This window comes from Sphingomonas sp. (assembly GCF_035317925.1).
Taxonomy (GTDB): Bacteria; Pseudomonadota; Alphaproteobacteria; order Sphingomonadales; family Sphingomonadaceae; genus Sphingomonas_I.
On record NZ_DATHFV010000127.1, the window covers coordinates 58,979 to 73,133 of the forward strand.

Sequence of the window (14,155 nt, forward strand, 5' to 3'; positions counted from 1 at the left end):
ACGGATCGCTTAGTCGATAATGGGGCCCTTCTGGTCTGCCTCCCCGCTCCGCCCACCGAACAGCGCCAGGCCAAGCAGGGTCAGGCACGGCGTCACCAGCGCGATCGCGCCCGCGCCGATTTCGGATCCGGTGAGCAGATGGCCGATGCAATAGCCGACCACATAATTGAGGCCGAGAAACAGGCTCAGGCTGAACAAAGCGGGCGCTTCGATCGGCTTGTGGCCCATGATCGTATCTCTCCTCGACGCCACCCTTCGTCAGGGCGGTCAGCGATTGTCCGAACCGATGGCCGAACGGATACTCGAGTGGCCTTCCGATCGTAACAACGCTGCCAGTTCACTTTCGATCCGGCGCGGCAAGTAAGGTCCCTGATAGATCAACGCGGTATAGATCTGGACCAGGCTTGCCCCGGCCTTGATCCGGGCAAAGGCATCCGCGCCGCTGGCGATGCCGCCCGCCGCGATCAGCGGCAGCGCGTCTCCGGTCGCGCGCCGGAAATCGCGCAGCCGTTCGAGCGCGAGGCTTTTGAGCGGCGCGCCCGACAGGCCGCCCATCTGATGCGCGTCGAGGCTTTCGAGCGGCGGGCGCGAAACGGTGGTATTGCTGACGATCAGCGCGTCGATCCCGCGATCGATCGCGACGCGCGATATCGCGTCGACATCGGCGGGCTCGAGGTCGGGCGCGACCTTGAGGAAGATCGGCGGGCCACCGGCAGGCCGCGCCGCCATTACCGCTTCGAGCAGGGCATCGAGCGCGGCCTCGTCCTGCAGCGCGCGCAGCCCGGGCGTGTTGGGCGAGGAGATGTTGACCGTCAGATAATCGGCGACCGGCGCCATCGCCGCCACGCCCGTCGCATAATCGGCGATGCGATCGGCCGCATCCTTGTTGGCGCCGATATTGACCCCGACGATGCCGGGCCTTCCGCGACGCCGCCGCAGCCGTTTGAGCGCGGCGGCCTGGCCGGCATTGTTGAAGCCCATCCGGTTGATGATCGCCTCGTCCTCCGGCAGCCGGAACAGGCGCGGCCTGGGATTGCCCGTCTGCGGTAGCGGCGTGACCGTGCCGACCTCGACGAAGCCGAAGCCGAGCGCGAGCAGCGCGTCGGGGGCCTTCGCATCCTTGTCGAGCCCCGCGGCGAGGCCGACGGGGCTGGGAAAGTTCAGGCCGGCGAGCGCGACTGCCAGGATCGGATCATGCTTTACCGTCCGAACCGGCAGTGCCTTCAGGCCGAGGAAGGCGAGATTGTGCGCGCGTTCCGGATCGAGCGTGAACAGCCAGGGGCGAGCGAGCGAATAGAGCGACATCGGATCGGCTATAGAGGCGCATTCCCCCAACTCGCCATCCTCAATTCTCTTTACCCAGCACCTCGGCCATCGCGCGCTGGTCCCAGCGGATCTGCAGCGGCTCGGCGGTGGCCGCGACATAGGCGCCGACATGGATGTGCGGCGCGCGCGCCATGCCGTTATTGCCGTCGAGCGCGACCACCTCGCCGCGCTTCACCCGATCGCCCACCTTCACCTTTATGTCGGTGACATGGCCGTAGACGATGATGATGCCGTCGTCGGTGCGGAATTGCAGCATCGCGGCGGGTGGCTTGCCCATCGTGCCCGGCACATTGTCGTCGGCTTTGGCGAGCACGCCGATCACGATCCCGTCGACCGGCGCCAGCACCTCGGCATGCCAGCCATACCAGTCGGCATTGGTTTTGCCGGTGGTGCGATAGGGTTTCAGATAGCCGGTGCGCCCGTCGAGCCCGCCGCCGATCATGCAATCGGTGCCGAGCGCGTCGCCCGCATAATCGAGCTGGCCATACCAATGTTCGACGCAGAAATAGTCCTGCCTGAACAATGGCCCCAGCAGCACCTGATGAATCTCGCCCGTCACCGGCGCCGCCTTGGGCGGCATCACGAAGGTGCGCGGCGGCGCGACGGCGGCATCGGCCAGCAAAGCGAGCGCGAAAGCAAACGGCATGGGAACCCCCAGGTTGCCGTCGGGCTAACCCGCGCTTGCTTTGCTGTCCATGCGGGTCTCAGTTCGGCTTCGTCTCGACCCCGCCGAGATAATCCATCTTCCCGACCGGCACGCCTTCCTTGCGCAGCAGCGCATAAGCGGTGGTGACGTGGAAGAAGAAGTTGGGGATCGCGAAGCCCAGCACATAGGATTTGCCGGTGAAGACCATCGTGCGGTTCGGTGTCTTCACCTCGACCGCTGCGTCCTCCTTGCCGTCGAAGCCGTCGCGCGGCGTGGCTTTGAGGAAGGCGATGGTCTTGGCGATGCGCGCCTTCAGGTCGGCGATCGTCACTTCCTCGTCGGGCATGGCGACATTCTCGACGCCGCCGACGCGCACGGCCAGCCCCTTGGCGCTGTCGCTCGCGCGCTGGATCTGCGCAACCAGCGGCGCCATGTCCTCATACAGGCGCGCGGTGGTCAATTCGCTTTCCGGCCGTCCCGCTTCGGCGAAATGCGCCGCGCCCTTGTCGAGGAAGGCGCCCATATTCTCGAGCGCGCGGATGAAGACGGGAACGCTGACATCGTAAAGCGAAAGCATGGAAGACTCCCTGTGGTGGCGTGCGGGATGACGTCCCGCTTATGCCCGCCGCAGATGGTGCGCGCCCGGAACGACCACAAGGGCGGCCCGCCTCCCGGGCGCCGATCAAATTTGTTCGGGCCGCGCCGGTGCCAACATCTTCCCAAGCGGTGAAGGGCACCGTAACGTCGTCGTCACAGCGCGCGCTGGCCGGGGGGGAAATGATGCGCATTGCGATCGAGCGCGGCGGCTGATGCGGCCGGTCTTCATCAGCTACGCGACCAGCGACCGCAAGGACGCGCTCGCCGTGTGCGAGGCGCTCGAGCGGCGTGGGGTCGATTGCTGGATCGCCTGCCGCGACGTCCAGCCCGGCGAGAATTATCAGGAAGCGATCGTCCGTGCGATCCGCACCGCCCGCGCGATGGTTCTGGTCTTCTCCGATCGCGCCAACAACAGCGACGAGATCAAGAAGGAGATGTCGCTCGTCAGCCGTTTCCACGTGCCGATGCTCGCGCTGCGGATCGAGGATGTCGAACCGGGCGACGCCTTCGCCTACGAACTGGCGACGCGCCAGTGGATCGATCTGTTCGAGGATTGGGACAAATCGATCGACGCGTTGGTCGCGCGCGTGGCCACGCTCCGGGCCGCCGACGACGCCGAAGAAGCCAATCCCACGCCGGCGCCCGCGCCGCGTCCGGCCACCGCCCGCGCTGCCCCGCCGCCCGCGCCACCGCATCGCGGCTTCAGCGCCGGCAGCCTGATCGCGGTCGCGGCCGCGGTGCTCGTCCTGCTCGCCATCGCGGGCGGATCCTGGTTCTTCCTGCGCGGCAGCCAGCCCAGGGCCGAACATTCGATGGAGGTGCGCTGGACCGGCTTCCAACGCCTCTCGCCCGATCTGCCCGCGACCATGCCGGATGCGATGCGCGACGAGGTCATTGCCGCGTTCAGCGACGACGGCGTCGTCGGCGTCTCTACCGCCGCCGCGCCGCCGCCGGGCACCGCGCCGGCTTACACGCTCGGCGGCACGATCCGCCGCGACGGCGACAAGATCCGCGTGATCGCGCGGCTCACCAACGAACGTTCCGGCGCGACGCTCTGGTCGAACACATTCAGTTATGATGCCGCTCAGGCAGCGCGGGTGCCGCGCATGATCGCGATCGATGCCGGCAACCTCGTCCGGTGCGGTTTGTTCGGCGCCTCGACCTATCCCAAGCCCCTGCCCGATCCGATCCTGACCTCCTATCTCCAATATTGCCACAATACCGAGCTGGAGGATGCGCCGACCAAAGCGCTCGACGCGGCCCGCAAGGTCGTCGCTGCCGCGCCCGATTTCTCGTTCGGTTGGTCGGCGATCCAGGATGCGATCCTCGGCATCCGCTACGAAACCAATGTCGACGATCGCCAATTGCACGACGAGGCGCAGAGCGCCGGCGACAAGGCGATCGCGCTCGATCCCACCAACAGCCAGGCGCTTTCCAACAATAGCTTCCTGCTGCCGCGCGGCGATCTGCTTGCGCGCGAGGCTCTGCTGCAAAAGGCGCTCAAGGCGCGCGCGCTCGCCTGCGGGTGCGAGCATCATTATTATGGCGGCTTCCTCGAAGAGGTCGGCCGCACCCAGGATGCGATCGGCGAATATCGCCGCGGCATCGACGTGCTCGCGCTCAATCCCGGTTCGCAATGGTCGCTCGCGCTGGTGCTGAGCGAAAAGGGCGATGCCGATGAATCGGCCAAGCATGCCGCCGCCTTCGCCGATCTGATCGAGGAGCCGGGTATGCAGGACGCGGTCAAGGTCGTGGCCGCCGCGTCGACGCACGATTATGCCCAGGCCGTCACGCTGCTGGCGGCGCTGCCCGCGGAAGGCCTCTCACCCAAGTCGCGCACGGTCTACATGACGGCGCTTAAGGCGCTCGCGTCGGGTGATGCCCGGGCCAAGGCGGACGCCGCAACCGCACTCGTCGGCAGCGGCTTCACGCCATTCAATGCCCGGACCAAGATCACCCTGCTCGGCGCGCTCGGCGCCAACGCGCAGGCGCTCAAGGCCGCGATCGACAACGGTTCGCTCACCGCGTCGCGCCAGGCGCTGATGACCCCCGCTTTGGCCGGCGCGCGCGCCGATCCAGGCTTCGCCGCCGCCGCCGATGCGCTCGGCCTGACCCGCTATTGGAAAACGACGGGCATCAAACCCGATTTCTGCAGGGCCGCCGACGCGCCGGCTTATTGCAAGACGATCTGATCGCGTCCGCATTAGCATAGGTTATGGTATCGTTCCGGAGCCGGCGGCATTCTGCGCCGATGGGGCGCTATTTCTTCCACCTGTTCAACGGCCTGGATGTTCCCGACCTTGAAGGCCGGGACTTGCCGGATGACGATGCGGCGCGCGAGGCGGCCATCGCCGAGGCCCGCGAGATGATCGCCGAAAGCGTTCGCAAAGGCAGCCTGAACCTGTCCCACCGGATCGACGTGGAGAATCGCTTCGGGCAGCCTGTGCTCACGATCCGCTATGGCGATGCGATCAAGCTGATCCCGTAGACAGCCTCACGACGAAACCGCCCTTTGTCGCAACCGAAAGCGCGCCGGCGCATTCTTGGTCGATGCAATACTTCTTCCACACCAAGGACGGCTCCACGCATCGCGACAGCGTGGGGGTCGAACTGCCCGACAAGGCGGCCGCGCGCGTCGAGGCGATCCGCCATGCGGGCGTCCTCATGGCCGACGAACCCGAGGTGCTGTGGGACGGGCAGGAACTGCACGTCGAGGTCAGCGACGAGCACGGGCTGCAGCTGTTCGATGTGGTCTGCTATGTCATGAACGCGCCGGCCGCGGGCGACACGAAGTAAGCGCCAGCCGTCCCGCCATCCTGCTGACATGCCTGCTGCCAACACGCTGTCAGCAACTTGTGCTAGGCGATCCTCGTTCCCATCTCCGGTACGCCGGTGCTGGGTGCGCTTGCTATCCGAACAAAGCTGGAACAAACTCGCTTTATGAGCCTGACCCATATCTGTAAGCATGGGTGTTCCCAATGCTGACTCACATAAAAGTCCGTGGTGCCCGCGAGCACAACCTCAAGGGCGTGAATGTCGACATTCCGCGTGAGACGCTGACGGTCATCACCGGCCTGTCGGGTTCGGGCAAGTCCAGCCTCGCCTTCGACACGATCTATGCCGAAGGCCAGCGCCGCTACGTCGAGTCCCTTTCGGCCTACGCCCGCCAGTTCCTCGAGCTGATGCAGAAGCCCGATGTCGAGCATATCGAGGGCCTCTCGCCCGCAATCTCGATCGAGCAGAAGACGACCAGCCGCAATCCGCGCTCGACCGTCGCCACCGTCACCGAAATCTACGATTATATGCGCCTGCTGTGGGCGCGCGTCGGCGTGCCTTATTCGCCCGTCACCGGCCTGCCGATCAGCGCGCAGACCGTCAGCCAGATGGTCGATCGCGTAATGCTGCTGCCCGAAGGCACGCGCTTCTATCTGCTCGCCCCCGCCGTCGTCGGCCGCAAGGGCGAATATAAGAAGGAATTGCTCGAATGGCAGCGCGCGGGCTTCACCCGCGTCCGCATCGACGGCACCTTTTACGAGATCGAGGAAGCCCCCGCGCTCGACAAGAAGTTCAAGCACGACATCGAGATCGTGGTCGATCGCCTCGCCATCCGCGAAGGCATCGAGACCCGTCTCGCCCAAAGCTTCGAAACCGCGCTCAAGCTGACGGACGGGCTCGTCTACATCGATCTGGCCGACGGTGTCGTGCCCGGCCGTGAGGATGAGGAGGGCAGCACCGGCAATCTCAAGGGCGCCGGCATCCCCGCCAACCGCATCGTCTTCTCCGAGAAATTCGCCTGCCCCGTCTCCGGCTTCACCATCGCCGAGATCGAGCCGCGCCTCTTCTCCTTCAACGCCCCCCAGGGCGCCTGCCCAGCCTGCGACGGCCTTGGCGAGAAACTCTATTTCGACCCGCAGCTGGTCGTCCCCAACGAGCATCTCTCGCTCAAGAAGGGCGCGATCGTGCCCTGGGCCAAATCCCAGCCGCCCAGCCCTTATTACATGCAGGTCCTCGCCAGCCTCGCTTCGGCCTACGATTTCACCCTCGATCAGCCGTTCAACGAGCTGACCGACGAACAGCGCGCCGTCATCCTCACCGGCACGCAGGGCCGGGCGATCCCGCTCACCTTCGTCGACGGGCGCAAGAGCTACACCGTCAACAAGGCGTTCGAAGGCGTGCTCGGCAATCTCGAACGCCGCATGCTCTCGACCGAGAGCGCGTGGATGCGCGAGGAGCTTTCGAAGTACCAGTCCGCCGCGGCGTGCGAAGTCTGCCACGGCGCGCGCCTCAAGCCGGAGGCGCTCGCGGTCAAGATCGCGGGCGAGGACATTTCGATGTCGACCCGCCGCTCGGTCGGCCCCGCGCTCGCTTTCTTCCGCGCGATGCCGGAGCATCTCAACACCCAGCAGACCCAGATCGCGACCCCGATCCTCAAGGAAATCGTCGAACGCCTCGGCTTCCTCGACAATGTCGGCCTCGATTATCTCAATCTCGATCGCACCAGCGGCACGCTCTCCGGCGGCGAGAGCCAGCGCATCCGCTTGGCCTCCCAGATCGGCTCCGGCCTGTCGGGCGTGCTCTACGTGCTCGACGAACCCTCGATCGGCCTCCACCAGCGCGACAATGAACGGCTGATCGTCACGCTCCGCCGCCTGCGCGATCTCGGCAATACCGTGATCGTCGTCGAACATGACGAGGATGCGATCCGCACCGCCGATTATGTGATCGATATGGGCCCCGGCGCGGGCGTCCATGGCGGCGAGGTCGTCGCCGCGGGCACGCTCGCGGATGTGCTCGCCAACACCAACAGCCTCACCGCCGATTATCTCACCGGCCGTCGCATGGTCCCGCTCCCCGACGCGCGCCGCAAGGGCAACGGCAAGAAGCTCACCGTCAAGGGCGCGCGCGCCAACAACCTCAAGGATGTCACCGCCTCGATCCCGCTCGGCACCTTCACCTGCATCACCGGCGTCTCCGGATCGGGCAAGTCGACCTTCACCATCGACACGCTCTACGCCAGCGCCGCGCGCCAATTGAACGGCGCGCGCATGCTCGCCGGCCATCACGAAAAGATCGAGGGGCTGCAATATCTCGACAAGGTGATCGACATCGATCAGTCGCCGATCGGCCGCACCCCGCGCTCCAACCCCGCCACCTACACCGGCAGCTTCACCCTGATCCGCGATTGGTTCGCCGGCCTGCCCGAAAGCCAGGCGCGCGGCTACAAGCCCGGCCGCTTCAGCTTCAATGTGAAGGGCGGCCGCTGCGAGGCGTGCCAGGGCGACGGCGTGCTCAAGATCGAGATGCACTTTCTGCCCGACGTCTACGTCACCTGCGACGTCTGCCACGGCCAGCGCTACAATCGCGAAACGCTGGAGGTGAAGTTCCGCGACAAGAGCATCGCCGACGTGCTCGACATGACGGTCGAGGATGCGGTCGAATTCTTCAAGGCGGTGCCCAGCATCCGCGACAAGATGGCGATGCTGCAGGAAGTCGGCCTCGGCTACGTCAAGGTCGGCCAGCAGGCGACGACGCTCTCAGGCGGCGAGGCGCAACGCGTCAAGCTCGCCAAGGAACTCAGCCGCCGCGCCACCGGCAACACGCTCTACATTCTCGACGAGCCTACGACGGGCCTGCATTTCGAGGACGTGCGCAAGTTGCTGGAGGTGCTCCATGCTTTGGTCGAACAGGGCAACACCGTCGTCGTGATCGAGCACAACCTGGAGGTCATCAAGACCGCCGATTGGATCATCGACCTGGGGCCGGAGGGCGGCGACAAGGGCGGCGAGATCGTCGCGGTCGGCACACCCGAGCAGGTGGTGAAGGAGAAGCGGTCTTATACGGGCGCGTATCTCAAGCCGCTGCTGGAGCATAAAAGCGAGGCTGTGGCGGCGGAGTAATCAATTATCGGGCAGCAGCCCGAGCTGATCCGCCAATGAGATGGACGTTTCGAGCGCATCGTCGAACTGACTGCGGTCTAGCTGCCGTACCAACAATCCAACTGCCGCGTCGTTTGCTGCTCCGAGCAGTCGAACATTGGGCTGGCCTTGGAAAATCGCGAGAGTCGACTGTGCGGTAGAAATTTTCGCGATTAGGGGGCTGTCGAGTGGGAGATCGGGTCGCTCTACAAGTTCATTAAAATCGCGGATAACGGCAAGTCGAGCGCTCATGAGCATCACGGCCGCCACGCGCTCCTGCTTATCAAGCCGGGACGGCGTCGGCGGGAAAATCCTGAAATAATAAGCACTAGATAGAAACAGTGCTTCACGAAAGCATTCGAGAAATTCGGCGCGGCTGTTGCCATGCGTGTACAACATGCTGAATGCGAACGCTGCGTCGCGATCAGCCTGAACGTCCATCTCAGCCATGAAACGACGACCGGCAATCGATTTTGCGAGCTTGAAATCGCCATAATCTCCGACGCCTTGGCTTTGGTGGCGGAGTTCGTGCAGCACATAGTCCATGAGAGCCCGCTCCAACAAAGCCGGGATCTCAGCTGCGCTGATCGTCCTTCCAGCCTTCAGCTGCGAAGCAATGTCACTAAGAACGATACGGAACAGTTCAATAACCGGCTCTTCTTTAAGATAGAGCACGTCCTCGATCGCAACAAATGCGCCAAAATTAGCCTCAAGAGGTCCGATGACCACTTGGTTTATTTTAGAAATTGCTGGCAAGAATTTATCTTGGAGCTCTTGCCCTTCAGCGCTGTTATGGCTGCACAGGGCGACCAGCCGACGGCAGGCATCTGCCAATCGGTGCTCGATCTCTGAAAACAGAGGAGGTCGGTCGAGGGTGGTAGCGGCGTCGATTTCCGTGGGCATGAACGGCCCCCCTTTACTGATATGATCCCCGCGCTGCCCCTTCCCCCTGCATACCGTACTATAGTTTTGGCAGTCACCTGCCAAGGGTGCCAATGGGGTCCTTTTTCACGTTTTAACGTAATTTTAACACGGTTTAGCGCTGTTGGGGTCCTTGGTCGATTGACAAGGGGTCCAATCAGTTTGCCTTTAAAGGAACAATACAATGAACAAGCGAGAGACAAAATTGTCTCTCGCTTTCGCTGAGACGGAACGAAGCTTTCGGCGTCATGTTCTTGCTTTAAATGGAGGAAATCATGTTGGACGCAGAGCGTGCGGGTGGCTCTGATTGCGCCAGTGCGTCTGAGCCCGATCCGGATCGGGCCAGTCGGCGCCAGTACACCCTGAAAGGTGTTGAGGCAGAAGCGATTGCGTTGATGAGAGATGCGGCGCGTCAAGAGGGCATGAAGATTGGGTCGTGGGTCTCATTGCGTATGCGAGAAGCCGCCGAGAAGGCCCTGCGGCGGAAGCCCGAGGCGGGATTGATTCAATCTACTGGCTTGCGTCGTTCAGAAGGCAAAGACGAGAGCGGGCAGAATGATCTCGTTCGCGAGTTGTCGGCGCGCCTGCTCGTGATGGAGCAAGAGCTTCGCGAGTTAAGCAAAGCCCAGATGGCGGTAATGGCGAAGCTTATTTCTCAATCCTAGTATTGCGAATGATTAGCATTCGCAATACCGTGCATTTACGGTGACAGTGCACTTATCTCGTCAGACCTCCCCGCTTGACGCCCACCTCCAACAAGGATCAAATGATCCCAAGCAGATCGGGGGATCTGCACAGGAGGGGCTAATGAAAATCATCGCCACGGCGGCTGCCGTGATTGCGCTTTTCGCGTCGCCCGCGCTCGCGAAAGATCGCGATAGCGACGACTCGCAGAACACGCTGACGCACGGCATGGCGCAGATGACCCTGCACGTTGGCACGACCACGCAGGAAGACGTCATCACCGCCTTCGGTGCGCCCAACATCACCACGCTCGACGGGCAGGGGCAGGAAGTCTGGGTCTATGATCGCCAGGCGACCGTCACCAGCAGCGGCAGTTCCGGTTTCTCGATCGGCATGCTCGTCGGCGCTGGCGGCGGCGGTGTCGGCGGCGGCGGCGGATTGGGCTTCGGCAAATCCAAAAGCCATTCGTCCGAAACGCAGCGCACCATGACGCTGATCATCAAGTTCGGACCGGACAAGAAGGTCGTCGATTTCAAGAGCCGCAGCAGTTCGTTCTGATCCTGGGGAGGATGATATGATCAAATATATGATGGGTGGCGTGATGATGGCGGGGGCGTTGGTTGCGACCGGTGCTGACGCCAAGAAGCCGCCGCAGTTGAGCGGCCTCGAACTCCAGCAGATTCAGTCGCACAGCTTCGAAGCGTCGAAGAACGTCGTGTTCGCCTCTGTCGTTACAGTGCTGCAGGATTCGGGTTTCCGCATCGGCTCGGCGGATAAAGAAACGGGGCTTCTCACCGCGATCGGCACGAGCGAACGCCATATGACATGGGTGCCGTTCGTCGGCTTCGGCTCGTCCAAGAAGAACCCCGTTGTGACCGCCTTCATCGAAGAGCGCGGGCAGGGCACGCGCGTTCGCCTCAACTTCGTCATGGCGAAGGTGAAGAACAACCAATATGCCGCCAACTCCGACGAAGACGCGATCCTCGATCCGCAGGTCTACAAGGACGCCTTCGAGAAGATCGACAAGGAGGTCTTCATCCGTCAGGCCGAGAACGCACCGGCGTCGGGTGGCGGCGGGGCTGCGACGGCTGTAGCTAAGTAGGCCGCCCCCGATCTGATCGCGGGGCATCCGCCGCGATACTATTTGCAGCAAAAAGCGCCGCCGAACCCCCAAGGCCCGGCGACGCTCTGCTTCCCCTTGGGGCAGGAAATCTAGGCGAAGCTGATCGCGGCCTTCTTCCGGCGCATCATGCCACCGATCAGGCCAAAGCCGCCGATCATCAGCAAATAGGTGCCGGGCTCCGGCACTGCGGCTGGGGCCGCGACTGCGGGAAAATAATTTGCCACCGGGGAGGTGACATGCCCCCCGCTCCAACTCAGGCCTGGGAAAGACGTATTGCCGTATGGATTCGATCCGAAATACAATGTTGCGGCATAATAAGACGTGTAACCAGTGGCATACGTAATCTTGCCGTTCGTAACGGTGATTGTGCCATTGGCAGAGAAGAGCGTGTCCGTCCCGGCGAAGTAAAGACTTGGGTGTCCCGGAACCGGAGACGAGCCGATCCTGACGATCAGCGAAGCGAGCGAATTATTGCCCTCGACGAGGCCGTCGATTGTGCCGCTGATTTCGTTCGTGCCGCCGTGGTTGATGGAGAATAGGAAAGTGGTCGCCTGCGCAGCCGATGCGGCGGCGAGGGCGATAACTGCCGCGAGAACCAGCTTTTTCATAAAAATACCAATCGGCCACGGACGTTCGGCATCGCGACGAACCAAGCCGTTAAGCTACGGTAGCATGACCCTGAAAAGAGTCGAGTGCGTAACAATCCCTGAGACGCCGCAACACCCGCTACTAAGCCGAAGGCAGAACAGCCGCTATCAAGGTTCGCTTGGCTGGGATTACGGTGACACAGTACCCAACTGATCCGCCGCAATAGTGCTGTTCCCCGCTTTGCGAATTACGGTGGCGAATTACGGTGACAGTGCACTTAATGCGCGAAACGCCCTGCGCCGCCTAAACGAAATCGCTCGTCGTCATCGTGCCCGCATTCACCCCGTCCAGCTTGATCGCCAGCTCGGCCAGGTCCGACCCGCCCGACCCCGACGACACCAGATAGGTATCGCCGCCGACCTGCATCGCCGCGACTTCGTGGGAGCCCGCATGCCCGCTCATCAGCGCATGCGCGTCGGTGATCGCGTGCGCGGCGTCGACCGAGGATCCGGTCAGGATCGCGGTCGGCACGAAGGCGAGTTCGATCTTGTCGCTGCCCTGGACGAAATCGGTGATCTCGTCGGTCAGCGGGCTGGTCGGGCTCGTATCGCCGGTTGATCCGGCGAAGCGGTTGAACACGAACAGGTCCGCGCCGCCGCCGCCGGTCATCACGTCCTGGCCATGGCCGCCTTCCAGCGTATCGTTGCCAAGGTCGCCCAACAGCGTGTCGTCACCGTCGCCGCCCGCGATCAGGTCGTCGTCCTTGCCGCCGCGCAGGGAATCCTGACCGGCGCCGCCATCGATCGTGTCGTTGCCGAGGTTGCCGTTGACCGTATCGTTGCCGTCGCCGGCGACGATCGTGTCATTGTCCGCGCCGCCGTTGATCCGGTCCGATCCCAGCCCGCCGTCCAGCGTGTCGTTGCCGGCATTGCCCTGCAGATAATCGGATCCGTCGCCCGCGCTGAGCGAGTCCGCGCCATCGGCTCCGCCGTTCGCCGACTGGCCGTAAAGATGGTCGTTGCCGGTACCGCCGCTCAGCATATCCGCGCCGCTGCCGCCGTATAGATCGTCGTGGCCCTCGCCGCCGTAGAGCGCGTCATCGCCATTGCCGCCGGATTCCATCACGGGCTTCGTGCCGGCATGGATGATGTCGTCGCCGTCATCGCCGCTCAGCTGATCCTTCGACGGCGGCACGAAAAAGCCCGTGTCTATGGTGCCCCCATAAATGACGTCGTTGCCGTTGCCGCCGGAGATCGTGTCGACCGCATAGGTGCCCGTCAGCGTATCGTTGCCGTCGAGCCCCAGCATCGTCACGCCCGCGGAATAGCGATCCGGCGGGACGATCCCGGCCGTGACATTGTCGTCGAAATTGGTGAGGCTGAGGAAGCTTATATATTCGATGCTGGTGATCGGGCTGCCGCCGATCGTCTTGGTGGCGCCGAGCGCCAGATCCATGAAGTTCGCGGTCAGCCCCTCGGTCGCGGTATCGCCGTACAGGATCAGCGTGTCCGTATCCCAATAGAAATTGGGCCCGCCGTTGATCGTGTCGCCCAGATGCGCGACGATGACGTCGTTACCGATGCTACCGTTCAGCGTGTCGTGATCGCTGTTCGACGGATGGCCCGGCCCGCCATAGCCGACGATATAATCGCCGCCGCTGCCCTCGATCAGGTCGCTGCCGGCCCCGCCGATCAGCGTTTGGTGGCCGCCGTTCCCGGCCACGATATGGTCGTTGCCGTCACCGCCGTCGAGCACGCCGTTCCGGTACGCGGGGGCGTAAAGCGTGTCGTCGCCGCCATCGCCATAAAGATGGTCGTTGCCGCTCTCCGGGGAGTAACCGCCGCTGCCATCGTCGGCGCTGATCGTGTCATTGCCGTCGCCGCCGTGGATCGTGTCGGCATATATTGTGCCGTTGATCGTGTCGTTGCCGGCCGTGCCGTTGATCGTACTCACGCACTGCTCCCCGTACCGCTCCCCAGCGGCGTGCCTCATCGGCCGGCTTGGCGCAGGCGCGCACTTATCTCAAGCGTAGAGGGTTGAATCCGCGAGAAAAATGCATCCGATTTGACTCGCAACCGCCATGCCGCCGACAGCGCCGGGGAATTCCGGGGACACGATATCTAATTCTTCCATGCCCTGGCGGCGGCCTTAAACCGATCCCGCCATCCACGCGTACCGCATCACGCCGGCGCCACCGCCGCCTTGATCCGCGCCGCGCGCCTTTTGCCCGCCTGCCATCCGCTCCAGCTGGTCAGCGCGCCGATCGCGAAGCCGGTCAGCCACAGCGCGGCGCTCGGCGCGTTGCCGATCGCCACCAGCACCAGCTTCAGCATCGGCAGATCGCTGAGCAGGCCC

Annotated in this window: 14 protein-coding genes; 7 read left to right on the plus strand and 7 right to left on the minus strand. The window is 63.6% G+C overall.

Annotated features, from left to right (window positions below; all coding sequences use genetic code 11):
* Nucleotides 1-9 precede the first annotated feature (9 nt).
* The 4 genes from VK533_RS09475 to VK533_RS09490 are packed head-to-tail and all read right to left on the minus strand — an operon-like array spanning nt 10 to nt 2,549.
* Complete coding sequence (locus VK533_RS09475; RefSeq protein WP_324376784.1) at nt 10-228, minus strand: hypothetical protein; 219 nt, start codon at nt 226-228, stop codon at nt 10-12.
* Between the two features lie 39 nt (nt 229-267).
* Nucleotides 268-1,305 carry a quinone-dependent dihydroorotate dehydrogenase gene (locus VK533_RS09480; protein WP_324376786.1) on the minus strand — a complete coding sequence of 346 codons (1,038 nt, stop codon included), beginning with the start codon at nt 1,303-1,305 and terminating at the stop codon, nt 268-270.
* A gap of 40 nt (nt 1,306-1,345) precedes the next feature.
* Nucleotides 1,346-1,972, minus strand: coding sequence for a M23 family metallopeptidase (locus tag VK533_RS09485; protein WP_324376788.1), 627 nt, complete (start codon nt 1,970-1,972; stop codon nt 1,346-1,348).
* A 58-nt stretch (nt 1,973-2,030) separates the two neighbouring features.
* Nucleotides 2,031-2,549, minus strand: coding sequence for a DUF1993 domain-containing protein (locus VK533_RS09490; protein WP_324376790.1), 519 nt, complete (start codon nt 2,547-2,549; stop codon nt 2,031-2,033).
* 232 nt (nt 2,550-2,781) lie between these two features.
* Between VK533_RS09490 and VK533_RS09495 the strand changes: the two genes are divergently transcribed.
* The 4 genes from VK533_RS09495 (at nt 2,782) to uvrA (ending at nt 8,466) form a co-directional block, all read left to right on the plus strand.
* On the plus strand, nt 2,782-4,761 hold the full coding sequence (locus VK533_RS09495; RefSeq protein WP_324376792.1) for a TIR domain-containing protein: 1,980 nt from the start codon (nt 2,782-2,784) through the stop codon (nt 4,759-4,761).
* Nucleotides 4,762-4,820: 59 nt separating this feature from the next.
* The gene (locus tag VK533_RS09500) at nt 4,821-5,057 is read left to right on the plus strand and encodes a DUF6894 family protein (protein WP_324376794.1); all 237 of its coding nucleotides are present in this window, start codon (nt 4,821-4,823) and stop codon (nt 5,055-5,057) included.
* A gap of 62 nt (nt 5,058-5,119) precedes the next feature.
* Nucleotides 5,120-5,365 (plus strand): DUF6894 family protein, encoded by a 246-nt coding sequence (locus VK533_RS09505; protein ID WP_324376795.1) that lies wholly within the window; start codon nt 5,120-5,122, stop codon nt 5,363-5,365.
* A gap of 182 nt (nt 5,366-5,547) precedes the next feature.
* Complete coding sequence (gene uvrA, locus VK533_RS09510) at nt 5,548-8,466, plus strand: excinuclease ABC subunit UvrA (RefSeq protein WP_324376797.1); 2,919 nt, start codon at nt 5,548-5,550, stop codon at nt 8,464-8,466.
* On the opposite strand, the gene VK533_RS09515 is transcribed toward uvrA, so the two are convergent.
* Nucleotides 8,467-9,387: a hypothetical protein gene (locus VK533_RS09515; protein WP_324376799.1), complete on the minus strand. Its 921-nt coding sequence runs from the start codon at nt 9,385-9,387 to the stop codon at nt 8,467-8,469. It lies immediately after the preceding gene.
* Between the two features lie 293 nt (nt 9,388-9,680).
* Between VK533_RS09515 and VK533_RS09520 the strand changes: the two genes are divergently transcribed.
* The 3 genes from VK533_RS09520 to VK533_RS09530 all read left to right on the plus strand — a co-directional run bounded on the left by VK533_RS09520 (nt 9,681) and on the right by VK533_RS09530 (nt 11,191).
* Nucleotides 9,681-10,070: a hypothetical protein gene (locus VK533_RS09520; protein WP_324376801.1), complete on the plus strand. Its 390-nt coding sequence runs from the start codon at nt 9,681-9,683 to the stop codon at nt 10,068-10,070.
* 142 nt (nt 10,071-10,212) lie between these two features.
* Complete coding sequence (locus tag VK533_RS09525; RefSeq protein ID WP_324376803.1) at nt 10,213-10,647, plus strand: hypothetical protein; 435 nt, start codon at nt 10,213-10,215, stop codon at nt 10,645-10,647.
* A gap of 16 nt (nt 10,648-10,663) precedes the next feature.
* Nucleotides 10,664-11,191 (plus strand): hypothetical protein, encoded by a 528-nt coding sequence (locus VK533_RS09530; RefSeq protein WP_324376804.1) that lies wholly within the window; start codon nt 10,664-10,666, stop codon nt 11,189-11,191.
* Nucleotides 11,192-11,301: 110 nt separating this feature from the next.
* Here the strand turns inward: VK533_RS09530 and VK533_RS09535 are convergent, their stop codons facing one another.
* Complete coding sequence (locus VK533_RS09535; protein WP_324376806.1) at nt 11,302-11,865, minus strand: PEPxxWA-CTERM sorting domain-containing protein; 564 nt, start codon at nt 11,863-11,865, stop codon at nt 11,302-11,304.
* 238 nt (nt 11,866-12,103) lie between these two features.
* A complete protein-coding gene (locus VK533_RS09540) occupies nt 12,104-13,753 on the minus strand; it encodes a calcium-binding protein (RefSeq protein WP_324376807.1) in 1,650 nt (549 codons plus the stop codon).
* Nucleotides 13,754-14,155 lie beyond the last annotated feature (402 nt).

Coding starts and splice junctions, on each gene's coding strand:
- VK533_RS09520 (WP_324376801.1), top strand. CDS start 9,681: ATGTTGGACGCAGAGCGTGCGGGTGGCTCTGATTGCGCCAGTGCGTCT.
- VK533_RS09475 (WP_324376784.1), bottom strand. CDS start 228: ATGGGCCACAAGCCGATCGAAGCGCCCGCTTTGTTCAGCCTGAGCCTG.
- VK533_RS09505 (WP_324376795.1), top strand. CDS start 5,120: ATGCAATACTTCTTCCACACCAAGGACGGCTCCACGCATCGCGACAGC.
- VK533_RS09490 (WP_324376790.1), bottom strand. CDS start 2,549: ATGCTTTCGCTTTACGATGTCAGCGTTCCCGTCTTCATCCGCGCGCTC.
- VK533_RS09485 (WP_324376788.1), bottom strand. CDS start 1,972: ATGCCGTTTGCTTTCGCGCTCGCTTTGCTGGCCGATGCCGCCGTCGCG.
- uvrA (WP_324376797.1), top strand. CDS start 5,548: ATGCTGACTCACATAAAAGTCCGTGGTGCCCGCGAGCACAACCTCAAG.
- VK533_RS09525 (WP_324376803.1), top strand. CDS start 10,213: ATGAAAATCATCGCCACGGCGGCTGCCGTGATTGCGCTTTTCGCGTCG.
- VK533_RS09495 (WP_324376792.1), top strand. CDS start 2,782: ATGCGGCCGGTCTTCATCAGCTACGCGACCAGCGACCGCAAGGACGCG.
- VK533_RS09530 (WP_324376804.1), top strand. CDS start 10,664: ATGATCAAATATATGATGGGTGGCGTGATGATGGCGGGGGCGTTGGTT.
- VK533_RS09515 (WP_324376799.1), bottom strand. CDS start 9,387: ATGCCCACGGAAATCGACGCCGCTACCACCCTCGACCGACCTCCTCTG.
- VK533_RS09500 (WP_324376794.1), top strand. CDS start 4,821: ATGGGGCGCTATTTCTTCCACCTGTTCAACGGCCTGGATGTTCCCGAC.
- VK533_RS09480 (WP_324376786.1), bottom strand. CDS start 1,305: ATGTCGCTCTATTCGCTCGCTCGCCCCTGGCTGTTCACGCTCGATCCG.